The 24,670-nt window shown below is 44.3% G+C and carries 23 protein-coding genes; 21 read left to right on the forward strand and 2 right to left on the reverse strand.

Annotated elements, in window-relative coordinates:
- Positions 1-148: 148 nt before the first annotated feature.
- The 9 genes from miaB to hfq all read left to right on the forward strand — a co-directional run bounded on the left by miaB (position 149) and on the right by hfq (position 11,129).
- Entirely contained in the window at positions 149-1,693 is a 1,545-nt protein-coding gene (gene miaB, locus JSY36_RS00690; protein ID WP_205164831.1) for a tRNA (N6-isopentenyl adenosine(37)-C2)-methylthiotransferase MiaB, read from the forward strand.
- 1 nt (position 1,694) lies between these two features.
- Positions 1,695-2,111 (forward strand): YlbF/YmcA family competence regulator, encoded by a 417-nt coding sequence (locus JSY36_RS00695; protein WP_122897029.1) that lies wholly within the window; start codon positions 1,695-1,697, stop codon positions 2,109-2,111.
- A 646-nt stretch (positions 2,112-2,757) separates the two neighbouring features.
- A complete protein-coding gene (locus tag JSY36_RS00700) occupies positions 2,758-3,330 on the forward strand; it encodes an outer spore coat protein CotE (protein ID WP_122897028.1) in 573 nt (190 codons plus the stop codon).
- A 67-nt stretch (positions 3,331-3,397) separates the two neighbouring features.
- The gene (locus JSY36_RS00705; protein WP_205164832.1) at positions 3,398-4,453 is read left to right on the forward strand and encodes a putative amidoligase domain-containing protein; all 1,056 of its coding nucleotides are present in this window, start codon (positions 3,398-3,400) and stop codon (positions 4,451-4,453) included.
- Positions 4,454-4,508: 55 nt separating this feature from the next.
- Positions 4,509-7,157 carry a DNA mismatch repair protein MutS gene (gene mutS / locus JSY36_RS00710; RefSeq protein ID WP_205164833.1) on the forward strand — a complete coding sequence of 883 codons (2,649 nt, stop codon included), beginning with the start codon at positions 4,509-4,511 and terminating at the stop codon, positions 7,155-7,157.
- Positions 7,158-7,176: 19 nt separating this feature from the next.
- Positions 7,177-9,075: a DNA mismatch repair endonuclease MutL gene (gene mutL / locus JSY36_RS00715; protein ID WP_205164834.1), complete on the forward strand. Its 1,899-nt coding sequence runs from the start codon at positions 7,177-7,179 to the stop codon at positions 9,073-9,075.
- Positions 9,076-9,102: 27 nt separating this feature from the next.
- On the forward strand, positions 9,103-9,909 hold the full coding sequence (locus JSY36_RS00720; protein WP_205164835.1) for a class I SAM-dependent methyltransferase: 807 nt from the start codon (positions 9,103-9,105) through the stop codon (positions 9,907-9,909).
- 7 nt (positions 9,910-9,916) lie between these two features.
- Positions 9,917-10,864, forward strand: a complete 948-nt coding sequence (miaA, locus tag JSY36_RS00725; RefSeq protein ID WP_336511415.1) for a tRNA (adenosine(37)-N6)-dimethylallyltransferase MiaA — start codon at positions 9,917-9,919, stop codon at positions 10,862-10,864.
- Between the two features lie 34 nt (positions 10,865-10,898).
- Complete coding sequence (hfq, locus tag JSY36_RS00730; RefSeq protein WP_122897022.1) at positions 10,899-11,129, forward strand: RNA chaperone Hfq; 231 nt, start codon at positions 10,899-10,901, stop codon at positions 11,127-11,129.
- Positions 11,130-11,231: 102 nt separating this feature from the next.
- Here the strand turns inward: hfq and JSY36_RS00735 are convergent, their stop codons facing one another.
- On the reverse strand, positions 11,232-12,263 hold the full coding sequence (locus JSY36_RS00735) for a tyrosine-type recombinase/integrase (RefSeq protein ID WP_205164837.1): 1,032 nt from the start codon (positions 12,261-12,263) through the stop codon (positions 11,232-11,234).
- A gap of 160 nt (positions 12,264-12,423) precedes the next feature.
- On the opposite strand from JSY36_RS00735, the gene spoVK reads away from it, so the two are divergent.
- The 7 genes from spoVK (at position 12,424) to JSY36_RS00770 (ending at position 19,793) form a co-directional block, all read left to right on the forward strand.
- Positions 12,424-13,368 (forward strand): stage V sporulation protein K, encoded by a 945-nt coding sequence (gene spoVK, locus JSY36_RS00740; RefSeq protein WP_205164838.1) that lies wholly within the window; start codon positions 12,424-12,426, stop codon positions 13,366-13,368.
- A 14-nt stretch (positions 13,369-13,382) separates the two neighbouring features.
- On the forward strand, positions 13,383-14,651 hold the full coding sequence (gene hflX / locus JSY36_RS00745) for a GTPase HflX (RefSeq protein WP_205164839.1): 1,269 nt from the start codon (positions 13,383-13,385) through the stop codon (positions 14,649-14,651).
- A gap of 11 nt (positions 14,652-14,662) precedes the next feature.
- A complete protein-coding gene (locus JSY36_RS00750; RefSeq protein WP_205164840.1) occupies positions 14,663-15,955 on the forward strand; it encodes a methionine gamma-lyase family protein in 1,293 nt (430 codons plus the stop codon).
- 359 nt (positions 15,956-16,314) lie between these two features.
- The gene (glnA, locus tag JSY36_RS00755) at positions 16,315-17,652 is read left to right on the forward strand and encodes a type I glutamate--ammonia ligase (RefSeq protein WP_122897017.1); all 1,338 of its coding nucleotides are present in this window, start codon (positions 16,315-16,317) and stop codon (positions 17,650-17,652) included.
- 710 nt (positions 17,653-18,362) lie between these two features.
- Positions 18,363-18,695 carry a hypothetical protein gene (locus JSY36_RS00760; RefSeq protein WP_205164841.1) on the forward strand — a complete coding sequence of 111 codons (333 nt, stop codon included), beginning with the start codon at positions 18,363-18,365 and terminating at the stop codon, positions 18,693-18,695.
- Positions 18,696-19,288: 593 nt separating this feature from the next.
- Positions 19,289-19,537: a hypothetical protein gene (locus JSY36_RS00765; RefSeq protein ID WP_122897011.1), complete on the forward strand. Its 249-nt coding sequence runs from the start codon at positions 19,289-19,291 to the stop codon at positions 19,535-19,537.
- Positions 19,538-19,610: 73 nt separating this feature from the next.
- Positions 19,611-19,793, forward strand: a complete 183-nt coding sequence (locus tag JSY36_RS00770) for a YqaE/Pmp3 family membrane protein (RefSeq protein WP_122897010.1) — start codon at positions 19,611-19,613, stop codon at positions 19,791-19,793.
- 58 nt (positions 19,794-19,851) lie between these two features.
- On the opposite strand, the gene lexA is transcribed toward JSY36_RS00770, so the two are convergent.
- Entirely contained in the window at positions 19,852-20,481 is a 630-nt protein-coding gene (gene lexA / locus JSY36_RS00775; RefSeq protein WP_122897009.1) for a transcriptional repressor LexA, read from the reverse strand.
- 184 nt (positions 20,482-20,665) lie between these two features.
- Between lexA and yneA the strand changes: the two genes are divergently transcribed.
- From yneA to JSY36_RS00800, 5 genes are all read left to right on the forward strand, one after another.
- A complete protein-coding gene (gene yneA / locus JSY36_RS00780; RefSeq protein WP_205164842.1) occupies positions 20,666-20,962 on the forward strand; it encodes a cell division suppressor protein YneA in 297 nt (98 codons plus the stop codon).
- A gap of 4 nt (positions 20,963-20,966) precedes the next feature.
- The gene (locus tag JSY36_RS00785; RefSeq protein ID WP_205165175.1) at positions 20,967-21,629 is read left to right on the forward strand and encodes a YneB family resolvase-like protein; all 663 of its coding nucleotides are present in this window, start codon (positions 20,967-20,969) and stop codon (positions 21,627-21,629) included.
- A 68-nt stretch (positions 21,630-21,697) separates the two neighbouring features.
- Positions 21,698-21,940 (forward strand): DUF896 domain-containing protein, encoded by a 243-nt coding sequence (locus JSY36_RS00790; protein ID WP_122897007.1) that lies wholly within the window; start codon positions 21,698-21,700, stop codon positions 21,938-21,940.
- A gap of 592 nt (positions 21,941-22,532) precedes the next feature.
- Positions 22,533-23,111, forward strand: coding sequence for an NfeD family protein (locus tag JSY36_RS00795; protein WP_205164843.1), 579 nt, complete (start codon positions 22,533-22,535; stop codon positions 23,109-23,111).
- Positions 23,104-24,573, forward strand: a complete 1,470-nt coding sequence (locus JSY36_RS00800) for a flotillin family protein (protein ID WP_205164844.1) — start codon at positions 23,104-23,106, stop codon at positions 24,571-24,573. Before JSY36_RS00795 ends, JSY36_RS00800 begins: the two co-directional genes overlap by 8 nt.
- The last annotated feature ends 97 nt before the right edge of the window (positions 24,574-24,670 follow it).

Raw genomic sequence — 24,670 nt, forward strand, 5'->3', positions numbered from 1 at the left:
AACTCCCTGCAGTGTAACAGTAATACCATATTTATGCAAAACAAGCGGATTACAGCGCGGAGTTACCAAAGAGTATTGTGAAACACCTGAAAACCCTTTATACTTATAGGTTGGAAGACTATTGCAGTATAAAGGGGTCGAGGGATCAATGAACGAAGAACAGCGAAAAAAACAAACCGTCAATGAGAAGGAGACTTATGCCGCGGACAAAAAATCCGGCCAGGAAAAGGATTTCTCTCAGTACTTTCAGACAACCTATGTCCCGCCAAACCTTAAGCAGGCTAAAAAGCGGGGAAAAGAAAACGTAGAAATTCATTACGATTTTGAAGTTCCTGAATCCATGCGTGAAATCGGCAAAGGCAAGAAGTTTCTCATCCGTACATACGGGTGTCAGATGAACGAACACGATTCCGAGAACATGGCCGGTATTTTACTTGATATGGGCTTTGAATCAACAGCCAGCACAGACGATGCTGATGTCATTCTTCTGAATACATGTGCGATCCGGGAAAATGCCGAGAACAAAGTGTTCGGTGAAATCGGTCACTTAAAAACGATGAAGCGTGAACGTCCTGAGCTCATCATCGGTGTGTGCGGATGTATGTCCCAGGAAGAAAGCGTCGTAAACAAAATCATGCAAAAGCACCAGCAGGTGGACCTTATCTTTGGTACCCACAACATCCACCGCCTTCCGCACCTCATGCGTGATGCCATTCTTTCCAAAGAGATGGTCATTGAAGTATGGTCTAAAGAAGGGGACATTATTGAAAGCATGCCCCGTGCACGGAAAGGCCAGATTCAGGGCTGGGTTAACATTATGTACGGCTGTGATAAATTCTGTACGTACTGTATTGTGCCTTATACAAGAGGAAAAGAGAGAAGCCGCCGTCCTGAAGACATAATCGAAGAGGTACGTCACCTTGCCCGTAACGGATACAAAGAAATTACCCTCCTTGGACAAAATGTAAATGCCTACGGCAAAGATCTCGCTGATATGAACTATGGTCTTGGAGATCTGATGGATGAAATCCGTAAGATTGACATTCCGAGGGTACGATTTACAACGAGTCACCCACGGGACTTTGATGATCATCTGATCGAAGTATTGGCAAAAGGCGGTAACCTGGTTGAACACATTCACTTACCGGTTCAAAGCGGAAACAACGAAGTTCTTAAACTCATGGCGCGTAAATATACCCGTGAAAGCTATATCGAGCTCGCCGGTAGAATTAAAAAAGCAATGCCCCATGCTTCGTTTACAACCGATATCATTGTCGGTTTCCCAAACGAAACGGAAGAACAGTTCGAAGATACACTTTCTCTTGTAAAAGAGATGGAGTACGACAGTTGCTTTACGTACATTTACTCTCCGCGTGACGGCACACCTGCGGCTAAAATGGAGGATAATGTTCCCCATGAAGTCAAGCGGGACCGCCTTCGCAGGCTCAATGAAATGGTAAACGACCTTTCAGCAAAGAAAAACAAAGCTGTTGAAGGGAAGATCATGGAAGTTCTCGTTGAAGGAGAAAGTAAAAAAGATCCGGAAGTCCTTGCAGGACGTACACGAACGAACCGCCTTGTAAACTTTAAAGCTCCTAAATCTTGCATCGGGGAGCTTATCCACGTTAAAATAACAGAAGCGAAAACCTGGTCTCTTAATGGTCAGGTAGTCGAAACAGCAGAGGTGAAATAGGATGGCACATACAAAAAAAGAAGTTATTGAAAAAGCGAAAGAACTTGCGAAAGTGATGGCAGAAACAGAAGAAGTTGATTTCTTCAAACGTGCTGAACTTCAAATCAATGAAAATCTCCGTGTTCAGGAAATTATCGGACAGATTAAAAAGCTCCAGAAAGAAGCCGTAAACCTGCAGCACTACAATAAAACTGAGGGATTAAAAGAAGTTGAAGCAAAAATTGACGCCCTTCAGGATGAACTTGACGAAATTCCGATTGTAAAAGAATTCAAGCAGTCCCAGACAGAAGTAAACGGTCTCCTGCAGCTTGTTTCTACTACGATCTCAAACAGCGTTACAGACGAAATTATTAAATCCACCGGTGGAGACGTATTGCAGGGAACTACAACAAAAAACCCGTTTAACTCCGGATGCTGATCATAAAAACCGCCTGAAAAGGCTGTCGAGAAAGTTTCTTTTCGACAGCCTTTTCTTTTTGAGATTTACGCTCATTGCAGCGCCGGTGAGCCTGCAGGTGGCTTATGCCTGTTTCTTCCTCTACCAGTAACACTACGCAGATACCGGCGTCGAAACAACTCGCAGCTTATCATTGTAGTAACCGCTCGTCGCCCGCTTCTGAATACTTTTATTTGGCTCTCATCAATGGTGAGGGCAATCTTTTTAACTGGGTTTTATTCCAGCCTGACCGCATGATAAGGTGGTTTTTTTGATTCCATAACAGAAAAGCCCAGCTGGACTGCCTTCTACAAAAAACAGAGACACCATTCCCGGTTTGGTATATTTCACGTACCGTACTCAATCATATATATGAAACACATAATTTCTCTTCTTCGAAATAAAACAAAATGCATGAACAAGCAAAACACCTCATATACATAATTGAACTTACTGTAAAGGTGGAGCGCAGTAGCAAAAAGCATCTGTTCACATAGGCTGAAGTAACGCAGTACAAAACTTTTTATCACACTGGTCAAATGTCCCGCATAGGATGCATATGAAACTGTCATGATTCCTAGGTTTTTGGATTGCCGAGAGTCAATTATTTGTTTGAGGAGGGAACGGCATGTCACTAAGCGACAAAGAGCTTAATTACAGAGAGATTATTACCAAGGCTGTGTGCGGAAAAGGAAGGAAGTTTTCTCAAGCAAGTCACAATATCAGTCCTACGCATAAGCCGACCAGCATTTTAGGGTGCTGGATCATCAACCACAAGTATGATGCAGAGAAAAAGGGAGACGCTATCGAAGTGAACGGGAAGTACGACATTAACATCTGGTATTCGTATGACAACAATACGAAAACAAATGTGGCTACTGAAACAGTTGCCTACACAGATGTAGTACCTCTGGCTTTACAGGATAAGAACGTCCTCTCTGAAGAGATGGAAGTGCTTGCCCGGGCGATACAGCAGCCGAATACATTGGAGGCCACAATTGCAGGCAATGCTACCGATGTAAACGTTCAGGTTGAAAGAGAATTCATGGTAGAGGTCATCGGGGAAACAAAAGTGTGTGTTTACTGCAATCCTGATTTTTCCGGCGACAGCTGGGATGAAAAAATCTGGGATTACGATGTAGAAGACGAGGCATTTGAAGATCTGGATCCTAACTTCCTGATGGGAGACCTAGAAGAATAAGAGTTTAGGGAAGAAGAAACCTCTTCTTCCTTATTTCTTTTTATCTGATTATCAGGGAGGGGTGCCATTGAACCGTCTTGAAGCATTTCAACTGGACGCCGGAGAGGAAAACCGGCGTTTTTTTCGTATGGAAGTAAGAAGTTTTGAATATGAGCCCGAGTCCGTTTCGATTACCTCCCCGTATCAGGAACGGCAGACAGTATCCGTTCATCAACTGAAAAATTATTATATGGGACAGGAAATGATCGATACCGCATTTCGGGCAGCCTACGCACAAAAGCTGCCCGGGTTTTATTGTAAACTTCAGCGGGAAGGAAAAAAGATTATCATTACTGACCTGAAAGAGAATACGACAACAATGTATAAAAGGAAGATAGTAAAGGAACCGGTCACGTTCGGGGCTGACGTTGAATATATGATTCTTTGCAAAAAAACCGGAATGTTTCAAAGTCTGATGATCAACCGTGATAAAGCAGAAGAGCATACAGACGGCGCTCTTATCCGAAAAGGACATACTTTTTATAAGCCTGTATTTGAACTCCATCCGGCACCAGGATTCAGCAGCGGGGAGCTGCATGAAAACCTCCTTACACTTTTTTCCCGGCAGGAAAAGAGGGTAGGGAACAGTTCCTATGAAACGATATCCACCTCCAATCCGAGGGACCGGTTTTTTCTCGGGGGGCATCTTCACTTTGGAAACCTCTGTCCATCCTTTAAAAAAACGAGCCAGCTGGATACACTTGTAGCACTGCCAATGTCACTGGTGGACGGGGCTGGGGGAAAGGAAAGAAGAAACTCTCGTTACGGAGGACTCGGAAATGTGAGGTCCAATTCATTTAACGGATTTGAGTACCGGACTCTTTCTTCATGGTACGGCCGGATTCCGGGAAGTCTGATGATGTTTAACTGGGTGGAGTGGGTGGTTAAGAATGAGCTTCTTCCTTATTTTGATATTCCGGATGCAGTTGTCCGTTCCTATCACAGCGGGGACTTAAATACAGCAGAGGGATTTGTGCAGAATGTATTTCAATCTCTTATCAAAAAGTTCCCTAAACCGGGGGACAAAAAAAAGATAGAAGACTTTTATTCCTGGGTGGCAAAGGCGCGTATTCCTCTCTCATGAACAGTCGTGCGTATGTTATAATAAACCGACGAATGATGCGAGCTGGAGGAAGATTATGTCGAAACAACAAACCCCGATGATAAAACAATACTTAAAGATAAAGGCAGAGTACGAGGATGCCTTTTTATTTTTCAGATTAGGTGATTTTTACGAGCTTTTCTTTGAAGATGCGGTAAAAGCGGCCAAAGAGCTGGAGATTACGCTGACAGCGAGAGGAAAAGGGGAAGATAAAATCCCTATGTGTGGTGTTCCTTACCATGCATGCTCAGGGTATATTACCCAGCTTATCGAGAAAGGCTATAAAGTAGCTATCTGTGAACAGACAGAAGACCCGGCCCAGGCAAAAGGGGTCGTCAAGCGGGAAGTTGTCCAGCTCATTACCCCGGGAACAGTAATGGAAGGGACAACAATACAAGAGAAAGAAAACAACTATCTTCTTTCTTTGTCTGAATTTGAAGGAGGCCAGTTCGGCCTGGCTGCCGCTGATTTAACAACAGGGGAGGTACGTGTCACCTGTACCGAATCGCTGGACGACGTGATTCATGAAGCAGCCTCCTACACACCAAAGGAAATTGTCATACCTCCTGCTTTTCCTGAAGAGAGACGAAAGCGTATTTCCCATATCCTTCATGTCACGTTTTCTGAAGAAAGCAGTACGGCAAGTGTTGGCGAAATGACACGTCTCGTTCACAATATTGAGGATGAAAAACATAGATTAACCGTTGTCAGACTATTAAACTATCTGTACAGAACAAAAAAGCGGTCACTTGACCATTTGCAGCCAGCCGCCTTTTATTTTGCAAAAGATTATATGAAGCTTGACGTACACTCCAAAAGAAACCTTGAGCTGACCGAGACGATCCGGGAAAAAAAGAAACACGGATCTCTTTTATGGCTGTTGGATAAAACCGTTACTGCCATGGGAGGAAGACTCCTTAAACAATGGATTGAGCGGCCCCTGCTTGATAAAAACCAGATCGAGAACCGCCTTGGCTTTGTAGAAGTATTAATGGACCGTTTTTTTGAGCGGGAAGAATTAAAAGAAAATCTCCGGGATGTTTATGATCTTGAACGTCTTTCCGGAAAGGTTTCGTTCGGCAATGTGAATGCCCGTGATCTGATTCAGCTGAAAAAATCACTGGAGCGGGTCCCGGCGATATTTGAAACCGTCCACCGTCTTGAGCACTCCTATGCTGATCAGTTAATGGCTGGTGTAGACCGCTGTACGGAACTTCAGCAGCTCCTGGAGAAGAGCCTCATGAACGAGCCTGGTATTTCCATAACCGAAGGGGGCATGATCCGGGACGGGTACAACAGTCAGCTTGATGAATACCGGGATGCCATGAAAAATGGAAAGTCATGGATTGCGGCTCTTGAACAGAAAGAGCGCCAGGAAACCGGAATTAAGTCGTTAAAAGTAGGATTTAATAAAGTTTTCGGATACTATATCGAAGTCACGAGAGCCAATGCCTCCTCCCTTCCGGAAGGGCGCTATGAGAGAAAGCAGACCCTTTCAAACGCAGAGCGGTTTATTACGCCTGAACTGAAAGAGAAAGAAGCATTGATCCTTGAAGCCGAAGAAAAGAGCGGAAAGCTTGAATATGAACTGTTTCTGTCTGTAAGAGAAGAGGTTAAAGGATATATTGCCAAGCTGCAGAAACTCGCAAAGGTCATTAGTACATTTGATGTGCTCCAAAGCTTTGCCGAAGTTAGCGAAGACAATCACTTTACCCGTCCGGACCTTAGCAGTGAAGGGACAGTAGACATAGTGGACGGACGTCACCCTGTGGTGGAAAAAGTCATAGACCAGGGCGATTACGTACCAAACGACATTAAACTGGACGAGCGAAGCGGGATGCTTTTAATTACCGGTCCGAATATGGCAGGTAAAAGTACGTATATGAGGCAGCTTGCCCTGTGTTCAGTCATGATGCAGATTGGATGCTACGTTCCTGCATCCAGAGCAACGCTCCCTGTGTTTGATCAGATCTTTACACGGATCGGAGCGGCCGATGACCTTGCTTCGGGCCAAAGTACGTTTATGGTTGAAATGATGGAAACAAAGCATGCTGTTTCAAAAGCCACGGATCAGAGTCTGATTCTCCTCGATGAGATCGGACGGGGGACGTCAACTTATGACGGAATGGCCCTGGCACAGGCGATAATGGAATATATTCATAATGAAATCGGTGCGAAGACTCTTTTCTCAACCCACTATCATGAACTGACTGCTCTCGAAAGTGAGCTTGATAAACTCAAGAATGTTCACGTTTCCGCTTCTGAAGAAGACGGTGAAGTCGTTTTTCTTCACAAAGTAGTAGACGGCTCCGCAGACCGGAGCTACGGCATTTATGTGGCACAGCTTGCAGAACTTCCGGAGAAACTCATCGAGAGGGCTAAAGTGATTCTTGAAGAGCTTGAAAACACAGACAATAAAGAGGCTTTACCTGAGAAAGTACCTGTTGCAGCAGGTATCCTGGAAACAGAAAGTGCCCCATTTTCCGTAAATGAAGATCAGGGTCAGCTGGCGTTGTTTGACAGTACGCTGTTTAAGGACGAAAAAAAGGCTGAAAAACGTAACAGGGAACTGTCGAAAAAAGAGAAGGACGTAATTAAGGAACTTGAATCCATGGACCTTTTGCACGTCACGCCATTTGAGGCGATTCAAGCCATTCATCAATTGCAGCAAAAGCTGAGGAAGTAACGAAGGGAGGAACCCGGAGATGGGAATCATTCGGAAGCTGGACGACCAGCTGTCCAACAAAATAGCGGCAGGGGAAGTGGTGGAACGTCCTGCATCTGTTGTAAAGGAACTGGTGGAAAACGCCATTGATGCAGACAGTACTCAGATCCGTGTTGACCTCTCTGAAGGTGGACTGGCTTCCATACGCGTGCTGGATAACGGGAAGGGCATAGAAGAAGATGACCTGGAAACGGCTTTTTTCAGGCATGCCACAAGTAAGATCAAAAATGACAGAGACCTCTTTCATATCTCAACTCTTGGATTTCGCGGAGAGGCACTTCCGAGTATTGCTTCAGTCAGCCATCTGACACTTACAACAAGTACGGGAGAAGGGGAAGGGCGGTTTATTTCCTTCCAGGGCGGTAAAACGACAGACAAAGGAAAAGCACCGGCAAGAAAAGGAACGGAAGTAACCGTTGAAAACTTATTTTTCAACACTCCTGCAAGACTTAAGTACCTGCGAACAATCCATACAGAACTGGGACATACAACAGATGTAATAAACCGCCTTGCCCTCGCACACCCGGGGATCAGCTTTGAGCTGTATCATAATGAGAAAACTCTTATAAAAACGAACGGAAACAATGACCGCCTCAGGGTAATTGCTTCGATCTACGGAACCGAAGTGGCAAAAAACATGCTTAAGATAGAGGCTTCCTCCCTGGACTTTTCCGTGGAAGGCTATATTGCGAAGCCTGAAATCACCAGGTCAAACCGGTCGTATATCTCTCTTTTAATCAATGGCCGTTTTGTAAAAAACTTTGCGGTTTCAAGAGCGATTCACGAAGGCTATCATACGCTTCTTCCTGTCGGGCGTCACCCTGTGGTTGTCCTGAGCGTCACGATGGATCCGATCCTTATTGATGTGAACGTCCATCCGTCAAAACTTGAAGTAAGGCTCAGTAAAGAGCAGGAGCTTACTGAACTGATTGCAGAAACAATTAAAGATACGTTTAAAAAAACCACTCTTATACCTGATGTTAAAAAGACACCTGCCCGTAAACAAAAAAGTGAACAAGTACCCCTGCGCTTTTCAGGAGCTGCGAAAAATCCGGTCATGAAAAGCCATCAGGAAGAGGTAAGCGATAAACCGGTTATCCGTAATGATGAAGAACCTAAGCCCGAGCCTGAAACAGAAACCTTGCTTGAGCCGTTGGAACCAAAAAGACAGGAACCTGAACCTCATCCTGCAGAGCCGCAGATCACCACTCCTGAAGTAAAAATACAGGCAGAACAGGTAAGAGAAACGGTGTCAGGGCATGCAGAGGAAACAAAAGCAAAAGAGGATGCCGACGGTCTCATGCCGACACTGTATCCGATCGGGCAGCTGCACGGCACATATATTATGGCCCAGAATGATGAGGGGCTTTATATTATTGACCAGCATGCCGCCCAGGAAAGGATTAAATATGAATACTTCCGGGAAAAAGTCGGGGAAGTGGACCCGAGGCTGCAGGATCTTCTCGTACCGCTTACGTTTGAATTCACACAAAAAGAAGAATCTCTGATTCTGGCAAACGAAGACAGCCTTCGTGCAGTGGGGGTCATTTTAGAGCCTTTTGGGCAGCGGACTTATCTACTCCGGGCTCATCCGGTATGGCTCCCAAAGGGAGAGGAAGAATCACTTCTTCGTGAAATGATTGATCTTGTGATTGACGGGAAGGCTGTGGATGTTGCCAAAATGCGGGAAGAAGCGGCCATCCTCATGTCTTGCAAGGCTGCGATTAAAGCGAACCGCTATTTAAGACAAGATGAGATGTACAAGCTTCTTGAGACATTGCGTACATGCGAAGAGCCTTATACATGTCCCCACGGAAGACCGATCGTTCTTCATTTTTCAACGTATGAAATGGAAAGAATGTTCAAGCGGATCATGTAAGAGAAAACCTGGAGAGAGTGGACAAATATGATCGTAACGACAGCGCCGAAAGCCACAGAAATCATGATTAAAAACGCATCTGAAGCAGCTCGCGTATTTGGTGCGGAATTCCGGCCGAGAGGGCGGAATTCTGTAAGTAACATGCTGAAAAAAGTCAATGAACCTGTCCTCATTGCAGAAGCGAACCGGCTTATTTATTACAAAGACCTGAATACAGAACCGTTTTTTTACCACCCAAACTCCGCCATGTTCAGGGCGAAGTCGTATTTAAAGACAAAAAAAGACCCTTTTATAAATGCATGCGGACTTAAAAACGGTATGAGTGTAGCGGATATGACCCTCGGACTTGGGAGTGATACAGTCCTCGCAAGTTTAGTTGTGGGGAAAACTGGGAAAGTTTTCGGTACAGAAGCAAATCCAGTCATCAGCTACATTTTAAAGGAGGGGCTTCGTACTTATCAGACCAATCATGATTTGATTAATCAAGCTATGCGGCGGATAAAGGTGATGAACCGGCATCACCTGGATTGGCTTGCTGAACAGCCGGATTCGAGTGTGGATGTCGTTTATTTTGATCCGATGTTTGAAGAGGATGTAAAAGGATCCCCGGGCATTCTTCCTTTGAAGCATCTTGCATTAAGTTCCCCGGCGGATGGATCGTCCTTTTTGAAAGTGCTGTCGGAGGCGAAAAGAGTTGCAAAGGTTCGCGTTGTATTAAAGGACCACTACCGCTCCCGGAGATTTGAGGAAGGTTCCTTTACTGTATCCGTACGCACCTCGGCAACTTATCATTTTGGGGTATGGGAAAAATCAAGAGATGGCATAATGGATTAACAGACGGGTGAAAAACATGGAAAAAAAAGAAGTAGTTGTTTTAGCAGGACCAACGGCTGTAGGAAAAACAGCCGCCAGCATCTCCCTTGCCAAGGCATTTAATGGAGAAATCATCAGTGGTGACTCCATGCAGATATACAAAGGGATGGATATTGGTACGGCAAAAATCACAGAAGAAGAAAAACAGGGAATAAAGCACCACCTGCTGGACTTTAAAGACCCCCGGGATTCTTTCTCTGTGCAGGAATTTCAGGAATGTGCCACCTGTTTGATTGATCACATTCACAGTAAGGGAAAAATCCCTTTTCTTGTTGGTGGAACAGGTCTTTATGTCAGTTCGGTCATTTACGGATATGAATTTTCGGATGTAAAAGAAGATGCAGGTTTTCGAGAACGGATGGAAGCGTTCGCCAGAAAACACGGGGCAGAGGCACTTCATGAGAAATTGAAAGATGAAGATCCCAAGAGTTATGAAGCGATTCATCCAAACAATGTCCGGAGAGTCATCAGAGCACTTGAAGTTTATGAGACAACCGGGGTTCCTTTCAGTGAACAAGGAACAGCACAAAAGGAATCTCCATATGATGTCACCCTCATCGGTCTTATGATGGAAAGAGAAAAGCTTTATGAGAGAATTGATTACCGGGTGGATCTGATGATGGAACAGGGACTTCTTGATGAAGTGAAGCGGCTTTATGACAGCGGAGTAAGAGACTGTCAGTCGGTCCAGGCAATCGGCTATAAAGAAATTTACGCATACCTGGAGGGGCGCATGACCCTTGAAGAAGCGGTGAGCGCACTTAAGCAGAATTCAAGACGTTACGCAAAGCGCCAGCTTACCTGGTTTCGTAATAAGATGGACATTACCTGGTTTGACATGACACACGACGCAGAGCAAAAGGTTCGCGAAATTCATGAATTTGTAGAAGGAAAGCTGATCTTAAACAGCGAATAAGATAATTATGTCAATTCAGGGAGGTCACGAGACGATGAAGACACAAACTGTAAACATTCAGGATCAGTTTTTAAACCAGCTGCGAAAAGAAAATATTCCGGTGACGGTTTTTTTACTAAACGGCTTTCAACTTAGAGGGTTTGTAAAGAGCTTTGATAATTTTACCGTCATTTTAGATACAGATGGAAAACAGCAGCTGGTGTATAAACATGCCATTTCCACTTTCTCTCCACAGCGGAATGTGCAGTTGAACCAGGAAGGCTAATCACGTCTCGTACCATCACTCAGGTTACGATACGAAAAAGAGGGGGTTGATCCATAAGGTTTTTAGCCTTAAGGATCAGCCCCCTGATTCTTTATCTCACAATCACGGTTTTGAAAATGTGTATGTTTCAAGGATTTCCTGCCTTTTTTCGTGTGAAAGAGGAGTCAGGTCCTTTAAGTTTTCTTTTTCTTCATCGATAAAACGTGTGAAGCTTTCAATCGGCTGGGTGGTGGCAAAAGCGAGCTCTTCTTTGAGTTCTTCAGGCATGGCTCCGTCAAGAAGCCTGTGCAGAATATACGTGTTTCTGAGAGCTCTACCGGAGAAACCCGGACCAAGACCTGCCCGGCGCATTTCCTGACGGATCATTTTTTGAACAGAAACATCAGTGAGCTTTTTCGGGGCGTCATCCTCGTAACTCCAGCGGTATGTCCCCCTCTGAAAGTCGAAACTCGCAAAAAACGGATCACGGGTCTGCCAGCGTGGTCTGACGGCCATGGGAACCGTTTGATAATATCTGTGCAGAAGACGTCTGTCATTACGCTGAAGGGTGATGGTTCTTGGTTTTCTCTTGCGGCTGAACAAATGGATAATACCGGTCTGAAAATGCACGTCTTTCATTGTGAGACCCGAGATTTCCTGAACCGTCAGGCCGTAGAACAGCATCAGGTGAATGATAGCCTGGTTGCGCTCCGAATAGAAATGTCTGTATTTCAGCTGATGATCGGTGAGTGCGTAATCACCTGGAATGATTTTAAGCAGCTTTTTTATCTGCCCGGTTTTAAGAAAATCCCCAGCCGCTTTTTTATGGTCGATCGTGTCTCTTTGAAGATATACATCAAAAGGTGTAACCTTCTTCGGACTGGGGTTTACAAATAGGCTGTGCTGCTTTAAAACGCTCAGAATTCTTTTTATTGTAAGGATGGAATAACGTTTTATTTTGCATAAGTATAGGTAGTAGGCATCAACGGTATCCGGCGAATAGGCTTCGCTGAAGGGGATTCCTTCCTTTTGGCACCATTCGTAGAACTGAATAAGATCATACCGGTATCTTTTTACTGTACTTTCTTGCTTTTCTGAACATTCAATTGACAAAAAAGGCTCAATAATCATTTCAGTTTTCAGAACAGTGGTCATGAAGTTTCCTCCCTTGGGTGATGTTTCCATTATTATAACAAACAGAGGGATGTATTGGTAAAATCTTCGACGTCATAGGCATTTGTCACGAACTGTATATTGCTGCGTATAGTAGTGGTAAGAGAAGTATCTAACCTTACACTATAGGGTGGTGACCCCTTTGAATCAGGCGGACAGCATGAGAAAAAAAGGGCAGATTAACATCGTGCTCAAAAAACAACAGCAGGAAACCACTCCTGTGCAGACAAAAACGTTTGAAAGCCAGGAACATGCCCCATTCAAACATGTGGAGAGAGCACTCGGTGAACTGGTCGGGCTTCATACGATGAAATCATTCATAAAAGAAGTGTATGCCTGGCTTTATTTAAATAAGCGGCGTGAGGAAATGGGTCTCATCCCGAACAAACAGACGCTTCATATGGTTTTCAAAGGAAACCCGGGTACGGGAAAAACAACGGTTGCAAGACTGGTAGCCACATTGTTCAGGGAGATGGGCGTGCTTGAAAAAGGGCATTTAATAGAAGCGGAACGAGCAGATCTTGTAGGAGAATATATTGGTCATACGGCACAAAAGACGAGGGATTTGATTAAAAAAGCCATGGGTGGGATACTGTTTGTGGATGAAGCCTATTCTCTTGCCCGGGGCGGAGAGAAGGACTTCGGAAAAGAAGCAATTGACACGCTTGTGAAAGCAATGGAAGATTCCCAGCATGATTTTGTCCTGATCCTTGCAGGTTATCCGAAAGAGATGGACCGTTTTTTATCTTTAAACCCGGGACTTCCCTCGCGTTTTCCCCTTAAAGTAACTTTTCCCAACTATAATGTGGAAGAGCTGATGACGATAGGGGAAAAAATGCTTGAAAAAAGACAGTACCGGCTCCATGATTCGGCAGCAGAGGAGCTTCAAAACATCCTTACACACGCCAAAGGACAGGATGTGGAGCATTTCAGTAACGGACGTTTTATACGAAATCTGATTGAAAGAGCAATCCGCTCCCAGGCAGTCCGTCTTCTTGAGGAAGAGAATTACGGCCGGGAAGCGCTCATGACACTTACTGCCCGTGATTTAAGAACAGCCTATCAAAAAACCAGTGAAGGTGAATAGAAAAGAGGGGTACCGTGACAGAAAGGGCGAAAATAGATTCAGAACAAGTCATCGTCGTTGGTGTAAAAACCAGCGACATGACAGACGAGGAGTTTGAGTACCGGCTGGAGGAACTTCGCGCACTGACTAAAACGGCAGGCGGGTATGTTTCTATGACACTTACTCAAAACCGTGATAATCCGGACCGGACAACCTATATTGGAAAAGGGAAAGTAGAAGAGCTGAAGATGATTCTGGAAGAAACGGAATCAGAGCTCGTCATGTTTAACGATGAATTAAGTTCTTCACAGGTGAGGAACCTTACAAAGGAACTTGATGTGAAAATCATTGACCGTACACAGCTGATTCTCGATATCTTTGCCAAGCGTGCCCAGTCAAAAGAGGGGAAACTCCAGGTGGAGCTCGCACAGCTGGGCTATCTTCTTCCACGGCTCCGGGGACAGGGACACGTTCTCTCAAGGCTCGGTGGGGGGATCGGTACAAGAGGACCCGGTGAAACGCAGCTTGAAATTGATCAGCGCCATATCCGTGACCGAATGACTGAGATCAGGCGCCAGCTCGAGCAGGTCGTTGCCCACCGCTCAAGGTACAGAGAGCGGCGAAAGCAGAATCAGACGTTCCAGATTGCCCTTGTCGGCTATACAAATGCAGGCAAATCTACAATACTAAAAGCATTGAGTCAAGCTGAGACATTAGTGGAAGATCAGTTGTTTGCGACACTTGATCCGACCACCAAGCAGATTAAACTTCCGAGTGGTATGCATGTATTGTTGACGGACACTGTCGGATTTATCCAGCAGCTTCCCACTACACTTGTTGCTGCCTTTCGCTCCACCCTGGAGGAAGTAAAGGAAGCAGACCTGATTCTGCACGTCGTTGATGCTTCACATCCGGATTTTGTAAACCATGAAAAAACGGTAAATGATCTTCTCTCAGAGCTGGACGCAGATAAAATTCCGATGCTCAAAGTCTATAATAAGCGTGATCAGCTTGAAGGAGATTTCTTTCCTGCCGGTGATGCTCCGTCAGCTCTTATATCAGCTCATATTAAAGAAGACCTGGACAGGCTCAGGGACAAAATCGAAACATCCATGGAAAAAGAATTCGCGCCTTACTACGTTCATATCGAAGCGTGGGAAGGAAAGTGGCTTCACCGCCTGAAGGAAGAAACGATTCTGGTCGAAAGAACATTTGATGAAGAAAATGAACGTTACATTGTAAGAGGATACGCCTCTCCTCAGTCTTCTATTTACCACGAATTAAAGAAAAAGAGTACCAGCTAAAGGAGAAAGAAATGGATACATACAACAAAGAAAATCATAAGGCGATTAAACGGTTGTCGGATAATGCAATAAAAGAATTAAGACCGCATTTTTTAAAGCGGGATGAAATCAGTGAAGGAAACCAGCGGAAAGTGATGGCAAGCTTTAAAAAGCACCAGATTTCAGACTTTCATTTTCACGGATCGACGGGTTACGGCTATGACGATACAGGGCGGGACACCCTTGAGAAAGTGTATGCAGATGTTTTCGGAGCGGAAGCTGGCCTTGTGCGCCCTCAAATTGTATCCGGGACACATGCCATCAGTACGGCACTGTTCGGTGTGTTAAGACCAGGGGATGAGCTGCTGTACATCACAGGCGATCCTTATGACACCCTCGAGGAAGTCATCGGGCTGAGAGGTGAAGCAAGCGGGTCGTTAAAAGACTTTGGTATCACATATGCCTCTGTCGCTCTGAAAGAAGGAAAGACAGACCCTGAAAAGATTAAGTCTTCCATTACTAAGAAGACAAAAGTAATCGGCATCCAGCGCTCATGCGGATATGCTGACCGTCCATCCTTCTTCGTTGAGGAAATAAAGGCAATGATTGATCTTGTCAAAGACATCAACCCGGACCTGGTTGTTTTTGTTGATAACTGTTACGGAGAATTTGTTGAAACGATCGAACCTTGTAATGTGGGGGCAGACCTTATGGCAGGGTCCCTTATAAAAAACCCCGGGGGAGGAATTGTTAAAACCGGGGGTTACCTGGTCGGCCGCACGGACCTGATCGATCAGTGTGCAAACCGGCTCGCTGCTCCGGGAATCGGAAGTGAAGGCGGAGCATCTCTGTACAGCCTGCTTGAAATGTATCAGGGGTTCTTCCTGGCCCCCCACGTAGTTAACCAGGCTGTTAAAGGAGCGATGTTTACTTCAAAACTTCTGGAAGAGGCAGGAATGGTAACGACGCCTCACTGGACTGAAGAACGTACGGATTTGATTCAGAGCGTGACATTTCCAAACCGGGAGATGATGGTAGCTTTCTGCCAGGCAATCCAGGGGGCATCACCGGTAGATGCACACGTCATGCCCCAGCCCAGCTACATGCCCGGATATGCAGATGACGTCATTATGGCTGCAGGAACGTTTATACAGGGCGCAAGTATTGAACTCTCGGCAGACGGGCCCCTGAGAGCTCCGTACAGAGCTTACGTTCAGGGCGGCCTCACATTTGAGCATGTGAAAATCGGCGTTTCCGACGCACTGCTTTCTTTAATGGAGCAAAATCTTTTGACATTAAACGATAAAAAAACGATTAACGGCTAGTGAGAAAGGGTAGGGATATATATGTCCCTGTCCTTTTTCCTTTTGTATGCAGACATGAACCGGCATACATAATAACCCGGTATTGATCCGGGTTATCTATTTGAATTAGTTTGTCAGATTATCTGACAACATCTCACACAAAGGAATAAATTTTGTATAGGATAGAATTATCAAAGGAGAGCGAGGTGTTTTGACCTACTATCATTCTTCATAATACGACAAAGTTTTAAGAGGATCCGGGTCAAACATTAGAGCATAGAAACAGACATTCTTGCTCATCCTTAAAGGGACAATTACAATAACAACTTAGGAAGCAACGCCCGCAACCAGCGGGAAATTCAAGGAGGAGATTAGTTACTATGGGAAGCAGATTTTCTAGAGAAGACATTATGAAAATGGCTGATGAAGAAAACGTACGATTTATCAGACTGCAGTTTACTGACTTACTTGGTATTATCAAAAACGTAGAGATCCCGGTGGACCAGCTGACTAAAGCGCTGGATAACCTTATGATGTTTGACGGATCTTCCATTGAAGGTTTCGTTCGAATCGAAGAATCCGATATGTATCTGTATCCGGATCTTGATACATGGGTCATCTTCCCGTGGACTCCTGAAAAGGGTAAAGTTGCCCGTTTAATCTGTGACATTTATAACCCGGACGGTACACCGTTTGAAGGTGATCCGCGTGGTGTGCTAAAGCGAGTACTTAAAGACGCTGAAGATTTAGGATTTAGTGACTTTAACATCGGCCCGGAGCCGGAGTTCTTTCTGTTTAAGAACGATGAAAACGGTGAGCCGACGCTGGAGCTTAATGATAAAGGCGGATACTTTGACCTTGCTCCGACAGATCTTGGTGAAAACTGCCGTCGCGACATCGTGCTTGAGCTTGAGGACATGGGCTTTGAAATTGAAGCATCCCACCACGAGGTTGCCCCCGGCCAGCACGAAATCGACTTTAAATACGCTGATGCAATCACAACATGTGATAACATCCAGACGTTTAAGCTTGTAGTTAAAACAATTGCCCGTAAACACGGACTTCACGCAACGTTCATGCCAAAGCCGCTGTTCGGTGTTAACGGTAACGGAATGCACGCAAACATGAGTTTATTTAAAGGCAAAGAAAATGTCTTCTTTGACGAAAGTACAGATACGCAGTTAAGTGAAACAGCGATGCAGTTTCTTGCAGGAATCCTGAAGCACGCGACAGCGTATACTGCTCTTACTAACCCGACAGTAAACTCTTATAAGCGTCTTGTTCCAGGCTACGAGGCACCTTGTTACGTTGCATGGTCCATGCGTAACCGTTCACCGCTTGTGCGTATTCCTTCCTCCCGCGGTCTGAGCACGCGAGTGGAAGTGCGAAGCCCGGACCCGGCGGCAAACCCTTACCTTGCCATTGCAGCAATGCTTGCAGCTGGTCTTGACGGCATCCGTCACAAGATGACACCACCTGCAGCTACTGACAGCAACATCTATGCAATGGATAGGCCTGAACGTGAAAAAGAAGGAATCGACTCCCTCCCGGCAACATTGAAAGAGGCGATCGACAACCTTCAGTCCAGCGAAGTAATGCAAAAAGCCCTTGGCGGTCACGCCCTCGAGCACTTTGTTGAAGCAAAGGAAATCGAGTGGGATATGTTCCGTACGCAAGTGCACCCATGGGAGCGCGAGCAGTACATGAGCTTGTATTAAAATGAGAAACCCCAGAGCCTCAACGGTTCTGGGGTTTTTTTTTGGTCGTGCATACTGTGCAGTCAACTGATAAGAAATTTGAGAAACATTTAATAGTAACATTCTGCAATATTAAGATGAATCAAAGGGATTTTTTCCTTGATTTTTCTATTTCCTTGCATCCATTTACCTTAAAAAGGGAATTATTGATCTTTGTTTAAAGTTGTAGTTGTGGAATATCTCAAGAAACACTGAATTGGATGTTTGAATTTTAATGAGCCACGGATTGAAGATCGAAAGAAAACAGGGGGGAAGTATTCTTCTGTTAAGGTTTCATTTAACGGATTATTTTTTTGGAAAACTAAAATTGGTTCATGTGTGAATTGTGAAATGAACAGCTTATTCTTTGGTACCTTAGTGATATCACTATATAAGGTTTGTACTCATTGTTTCAATAGCAAATGACACAGTGTAGAGTAAATTAAAGTCCGAAGTGGTGGAAGATGTAGGAGTTATACCTTCCATACTAAAAAAAACTTGCAGTAAAGTAGGCTGAGCAACTATATCTATTGGAGGTGAATCATTCTGGTTACAATTTATGAATTGATGAACGGAGATAATGAATGGGAGAATTTCTTTTAGAGAGATAGAAAGAAAGAAATCGTGAAATGATTGCTGAATCTATTCGAAACTTGAAATTGGTCTAGGAGCAATTTGATGTACTAAAAAGAATGGAGATTTATAGCGTTAGTGTACACTTAGAGGGATACCTGAAAGGAATAGAAAATCTTAAAAATCTTCAAGAATACCTTGATATTAAAGGTAGCTTTGAGTCCGTAAAAGATAACGTGAGCGAGAAGAACAATGATGAAATTAAAGAAATTATTGAAGTTGCTGAAGGAAAAAGGCAGATTGAAACGAACACAGACATTGAAAATAAAGATGAAAAAAGGTTTATGAAAGTTCTGACTATAATAAAATCTTATCCAGCTCTAAAAGAACTGTCTGCAGACTTAATTAAAGTAGCAGAATTTATAATTACAGTTACTAAACAAACACCTTAAACCGTGCTTCAGGTTGTGGAGAAACCTTCGTATTTTGAAGCTTCAATTTCTCGCTTCTATAAAAGTAGGAGAGTTTCTTTCACAAACACTCTTGGGGCGATAAACAAAGAATAGAGCCGGAATGTCCGAAGACTCCTGCGGTAGTAGGGGCTAGGTAAGACCCCGCAGAGCATAGCTAGAGGAGGCTTGCCGGCACCACCGCGGAAAGCGAAGGACATTCCGGCTGGATAAACAGCTTATATCACTGAGGAAAATATTTTTCAAGCTGTATCTCATTTCAAAGTTATGGGCGGTCATGGTAGACTTTTTGTCAAAATTATATTGCTTGATTCCTTTTTTGTCTTCATTAATTCTTATTCTCCTTTTCACATCAATAATGATTATATATTTAATAAGTCAATTTCTGAAAAAGAAATTTTCTTTATGTATGTAGAGGCATGTAGAGAAAATTTATTTTTAGAAGAGGGAGTGGGGGTTTTACTTAATTCAATACCCTGATTTGAAGAAGAATCCTCTTATACAGTCAGACAACAGCTCCAGGCAACGAATCATTAAGTGGACAGGAAAATCATTTGGGAAGAAGGAGACATTCAATGAATAAAACATACTTTAAAGTAAAGTCAGCACAGAACGCAGATAAAGAGCTTGTTATGAGAGGAGAAAGCGGATCAAATATGATTCCGGAATACCGCCAGGGTTACGGTACGCCCCTTGAGGACCGGGATGAAGCTTTCAGACTTGCGAAAGAACAAGTGGGCTATGTCATTGAAGTGAATGAGAAGATTATCGGCGGCTGGGGATTTGTAGACGACTCCGGTGATGTGAGTTATAAGAAGAACTAATACATAAACAGGTTTTGTCTTCTTTTCTTAGGGTTATACTATTGTAGGCCCAATTTGAAAGGAGTCATGTAATATGATGTACTTACTGGCTATTTTACTGCCCCCGGTAGCTGTACTATTGGTAGGAAGACCGTTTCAGGCATTGCTGAATTTGGTTTTAACGCTCTTTTTCTGGCTGCCTGGAGCCATTCACGCATGTTTTATTGTAGCGGACCAGAAGCAGGATAAGAGAATGAAAAAATACTCAAAAGAATAACTGACATAAAGAAAACCCTGAAGCTTTCCCGGCTTCAGGGTTTTCTTCGTCACAAAGCTTAATGCACGGTGCGGAATACACCGACGACTTTACCTAAAATAGAAACATGTTTTAACAGGATCGGGTCAAGAGACGCGTTTTCAGGCTGAAGGCGGATGTGATCTTTTTCTTTGAAGAATCGTTTAACCGTAGCCTCATCCTCTTCGGTCATTGCTACTACAATATCTCCGTTATTGGCGCTTTGCTGCTGACGAACAACCACCATATCCCCGTCGAAAATTCCTGCTTCAATCATGGAATCACCCTGGATTTCAAGAATAAATGACTTTTCATCCTGTACCATACGGGAAGGAAGCGGAAGGTACTCTTCAATATTTTCAATAGCTGTAATGGGCTGGCCGGCGGTAACCTTACCAATGAAGGGAACGTACACAGACGGACTCTCGGAAATTTGTAAACTTTCATTTTGTTCTTCCAGCTCAATGACTTCAATGGCGCGTGGTTTGGTCGGATCTCTTCTGATCAGGCCTTTTTTCTCCAGACGTGACAAATGGCCGTGGACGGTCGAACTTGAAGCAAGCCCGACAGCTTCACCGATCTCCCTTACGGAAGGTGGATAACCTTTTTGTTTTACTTCAGTTTTAATATATTCCAGAATGTCCTGCTGGCGACGGGATAGCTTTGTCATAGTAGCACCTCTTTTTATTCATTATGTAGGAATCCGTACAAATTTAAGAAACCTCTGATGTAAGGAACATTATACCATGAGGCGCATATGGGTGCAAACATTCGTTCTGTTTTTTGTGTTGACTAGAACAAGTGTTCCTATTATACTGAATACGAACATACATTCTGTAAAGAGGTGTTTAATCATGAATTTACTGATAAACGTAAAGAGTTCCCATGTGATTACTGCTGTTATCATTCTTGTATTTGTTCTTGTTACGACGATCCCTGTAGACGGAAAAAACCTGGAAGCATATGAGTATGATACAATTGTTGTTTCAGAAGGGGATACATTATGGACCATAGCTTCTGATCTGCAGCATGAACTGAATTCCAATAAGGAAACGATCGTAGGATGGATTGCTGATCACAATGATATTGATGGTGCCATAATTATTGCCGGACAGAAGTTAACGGTTCCTGTTAAAGGAGAGAACGGATGATATGATGGAAGCAGTCATCTATGTGCGTGTCAGCACGAAGAAGGAAAGTCAGGAGTCTTCTCTTGAAAGGCAGGTCAGGGAGTTGGAAAAACTGGCCTCAGATCATGACTTTCGTGTTATTAAAACGATAGAAGAGCAGGCAAGCGGGTTTGACGTGGACAGGGAGGGAATCTTCGAACTCCTGGACACATTCAAGGAAAAACAGGCTGGTGTTCTTCTTGTCCAGGATGATACCAGGCTTGGCAGAGGGAATGCAAAAATGGCTCTTTTGCATCAGCTCCATAAGCTGGGAGTGACGGTTTATACTGTTCAGGACCAGGGGACGCTCAGGCTTTCTGAGACAGATACGATGGTTCTTGATATCGTATCTATTGTTGAAGAGTATCAGAGAAAACTTCATAACCTCAAGATTAAGCGGGGTATGAAAGCAGCGGTAGAAAAAGGGTACAGGCCGGAAAAGAATCTTCAGTCAACCGGAGCCGGGGGACGGAGAAGAAAAGATGTACCTATTGAAGAAATCGTCAGACTCAGAAACAGCGGTCTCACTTTTCACGACCTTGCAGCCACTCTCAGAGGATTCGGCTACGATATTTCAAAAGCCACTGCCAACCGCAGGTATCGTGAATACATAAAAAATGCAGAGACTGAAGCCCGGGAAGAAGCTTAAAAACTTGAAAGCCCCCATTAACTCGTGTAGCATAAACGTACAATAAGTTTGGTGGAGGATTGATTTACGTGTTAAGTAAAGATAAAATTGCCCGGATCAATGAACTGGCAAGAAAATCAAAAGGCGAAGGACTGAGTGCAAGTGAGTCAAAAGAGCAGCAGGCTTTAAGACAGGAGTACCTTAAAAGCATGCGTCAGTCTTTCAAAAATCAGCTCCATTCGGTAAAAGTCGTCGACGACAAAGGTAATGACGTAACACCGAAGAAACTGAAAGAAAGCAAGGAAAACAGCAATTCCGATCTTCTTCATTAACAGGCCTGTATTTCACAGGCCAGTGGCTTCTTTTATCTTGAGGAAGCCCCACTGCGGAAAGCGAAGGACATGCAGGCGGCATCAACAGTCACCATCACTAAGACAAAATCTTTTTCAACAGTCAGTCCCCCTTTAAAAGGGGGCTTTTTTTGTGCCATTTAATTCTTGATGAGTATACCTCTTAGTCAGTGAATCTTTTTTTAAATGAGAAGAGCTGGTTCCTTTTTTGTCAAGCGCAGCTGAACGCCAGGAACGAGACTCCAGCGGCAATGGGGGCCAGGAGAGACCCCGCAGGGCAGTGCCCGAGGAGGCTCGCCGGCACCGCCGCGGAAAGCGAGTGGATGGCGTTCAGCGGAGCTTTATGAACTGACGTAAGGGTATACTCATTTAAATCTTTAATGAATGAAGTACCGAATGCATGAAACTTTATTTCTTCACAACCGTAAACAATAATGACACAATAAACCATCCTCTTTTAGACAATTATAGTAATTATTTGCTAGAATTGGAGATGACTGTTTGGCTGAGGGTTTCCTTAGCTGATCAGGAAAAATAATGTACGAAAGAAGGGAGGGAGATCCGTGGTGCAATCTTGCGGAAAAGAGTCATGATTTTCGGTGTTGAGCTTTCTGTCATTTACCTGACGGGACTGATCATAGCTGGCTCATTAACACTTATTAATGCTTTGTTCGGAGATCTTCTGGATGCTTTATTTGAGTCGGTGCCCGGTGCATTTATTAACCCGACTGTAGTTCTCAGTTTTGTTGCAGTCCTTTGCGGGGCGGGTTTTGTTTTTGAGAACAGTACACAGCTTTCAAGCCTCACAGGTCTTTTCATTTCCGTAGTGATTGCACTTGTTCTGGTCACGCTGCTACATATGCTCGTTCTGGCTCCTTTATCAAAAGCGGAATCCAGCGTAGGCTATCACATGTCAGATTTGATCGGAGACTACGGGACTGTTACAACATCCATTGGGAAAGAAAATGACTATGGTGAAGTCATTGTAAAAACAACATTTTCCATTAAGGGGTATCCTGCAAGATCTGTGAGCGGTCTGCCGGTAGCCAGCGGGGAAGAAGTTCAAATTGTTGATATTGATAAGGAAAACCAGGTGTTGATTGTAAGTGTAGAAGAAAAAAAGCTGATGATGGAGGAAAAAACACATGAATGATCTTAGTTTAATTGTAGGCGGTGTCGTCCTTGCTATTATTCTGGTACTCGTTTTACTATTTGTAACCAAATATACGACTGTGGGGAAGAACGAAGCCTTAATTGTTACCGGCAGCGTGCTCGGTGGAGGCAAAAGCGTTGTATCCGATGACGAAGGAAAGAAAGTGAAAATTATTCACGGTGGCGGTGCATTTATCATCCCTGTTCTTCAGCAGGCAAGACGGATCAGTCTTGAAAACCACAAGCTTGAAGTTGGAGCAAACAATGTTTACTCCAAACAGGGTGTTCCTGTTTCCGTAAACGGAAATGCGATTATTAAAATTGGCTCAAGCGTTCAGGAAATCTCCACTGCAGCTGAGCAGTATATCGGAAAATATGATGATTTGAAAACTGAAGCACGCCAGGTTCTTGAAGGACACTTACGAGCGATTCTCAGTTCAATGACTGTAGAGGAAATTAACTCTGACCGTGAAGTGTTTGCCAAGGAAGTTCAAAAGGTGGCTGCCACAGACCTCAGTAAAATGGGACTGCGCATCCTTTCCTTTACAACAAATGAAGTCAGTGATAAAAACGGCTACCTGGATGCTCTCGGACAGCCGCAGATTGCAGCTGTAAAGCGTGATGCTGCCATTGCACGTGCGGAACGTGAAAAAGAAGCAAGAATCGAAAACGCCCGTGCGGAACAGGAAGCAAAAGCAGCGGAGTATACACGTGATGCTGAAATTGCAAACTCCCAGAAGGAAAAAGAATTGAAAGTTGCCGAGTACCGCAGGCAGCAGGAAGAAGCAAAAGCCCAGGCTGACCAGGCATACTCCCTGCAGGAAGCCCGTGCCCAGCAGAAAGTAACAGAAGAACGTATGCAGGTAAACATTATTGAAAGACAAAAGCAGATTGAGCTTGAAGAAAAAGAGATCCTGAGACGTGAAAAGCAGTATGATGCAGAAGTGAAGAAGAAAGCCGATGCCGAGCGTTATGCTGTAGAGCAGGAAGCAGAAGCGCAAAAAGCCCGTGAACTTCGTGCTGCTGAAGCAGAGCGTGAGCGAGGTAAGGCTGAAGCCGACGTTATTCTATCCAAAGGTCTAGCTGAAGCAGAGGCGAAAGAAAAGATTGCCGAAGCCTACAGCAAGTACGGTCAGGCTGCGATGCTGAACATGATTACAGAAATGCTTCCGGAATACGCGAAACAGGCTGCGCAGCCACTTGGTAATATCGATAAGATCACGGTCGTTGATACAGGTGGAAGTGGGTCAAACGGCGGCGCGAACAAAGTTACAGGTTACGCGACTAATTTAATGGCAGGACTGCAGGAATCCCTTAAAGCTTCCTCAGGACTGGACATTAAAGAACTCCTTGAAAGCTATGCCGGTAAAGGAAATGTGAAAGACAGCATTGATAACCTGGCAGGTGAAGTGGCATCAGCAAAGGACACTACTGAAACAAAAGCTACTGAAAAAAACCAGTAACCATTCATTTTTAAGAGGCCGGTACCATAAGGTAAACCCTTATGGGCCGGCCTCTTTTGTCTGTATAAAAATGGCTTATTCAAAAGACACTAACAGA

The sequence above is a fragment of the Alteribacter salitolerans genome (genome assembly GCF_016901055.1).
Classification (GTDB): domain Bacteria; phylum Bacillota; class Bacilli; order Bacillales; family Salisediminibacteriaceae; genus Alteribacter; species Alteribacter keqinensis.

Bases quoted from the DNA above. Each gene is read 5' to 3' on its own strand.
- miaB (WP_205164831.1), top strand. From the start codon at position 149: ATGAACGAAGAACAGCGAAAAAAACAAACCGTCAATGAGAAGGAGACT.
- JSY36_RS00695 (WP_122897029.1), top strand. From the start codon at position 1,695: ATGGCACATACAAAAAAAGAAGTTATTGAAAAAGCGAAAGAACTTGCG.
- JSY36_RS00700 (WP_122897028.1), top strand. From the start codon at position 2,758: ATGTCACTAAGCGACAAAGAGCTTAATTACAGAGAGATTATTACCAAG.
- mutS (WP_205164833.1), top strand. From the start codon at position 4,509: ATGTCGAAACAACAAACCCCGATGATAAAACAATACTTAAAGATAAAG.
- mutL (WP_205164834.1), top strand. From the start codon at position 7,177: ATGGGAATCATTCGGAAGCTGGACGACCAGCTGTCCAACAAAATAGCG.
- JSY36_RS00720 (WP_205164835.1), top strand. From the start codon at position 9,103: ATGATCGTAACGACAGCGCCGAAAGCCACAGAAATCATGATTAAAAAC.
- hfq (WP_122897022.1), top strand. From the start codon at position 10,899: ATGAAGACACAAACTGTAAACATTCAGGATCAGTTTTTAAACCAGCTG.
- JSY36_RS00735 (WP_205164837.1), bottom strand. From the start codon at position 12,263: ATGACCACTGTTCTGAAAACTGAAATGATTATTGAGCCTTTTTTGTCA.
- JSY36_RS00750 (WP_205164840.1), top strand. From the start codon at position 14,663: ATGGATACATACAACAAAGAAAATCATAAGGCGATTAAACGGTTGTCG.
- glnA (WP_122897017.1), top strand. From the start codon at position 16,315: ATGGGAAGCAGATTTTCTAGAGAAGACATTATGAAAATGGCTGATGAA.
- JSY36_RS00760 (WP_205164841.1), top strand. From the start codon at position 18,363: ATGGAGATTTATAGCGTTAGTGTACACTTAGAGGGATACCTGAAAGGA.
- JSY36_RS00765 (WP_122897011.1), top strand. From the start codon at position 19,289: ATGAATAAAACATACTTTAAAGTAAAGTCAGCACAGAACGCAGATAAA.
- JSY36_RS00770 (WP_122897010.1), top strand. From the start codon at position 19,611: ATGATGTACTTACTGGCTATTTTACTGCCCCCGGTAGCTGTACTATTG.
- lexA (WP_122897009.1), bottom strand. From the start codon at position 20,481: ATGACAAAGCTATCCCGTCGCCAGCAGGACATTCTGGAATATATTAAA.
- yneA (WP_205164842.1), top strand. From the start codon at position 20,666: ATGAATTTACTGATAAACGTAAAGAGTTCCCATGTGATTACTGCTGTT.
- JSY36_RS00785 (WP_205165175.1), top strand. From the start codon at position 20,967: ATGGAAGCAGTCATCTATGTGCGTGTCAGCACGAAGAAGGAAAGTCAG.
- JSY36_RS00800 (WP_205164844.1), top strand. From the start codon at position 23,104: ATGAATGATCTTAGTTTAATTGTAGGCGGTGTCGTCCTTGCTATTATT.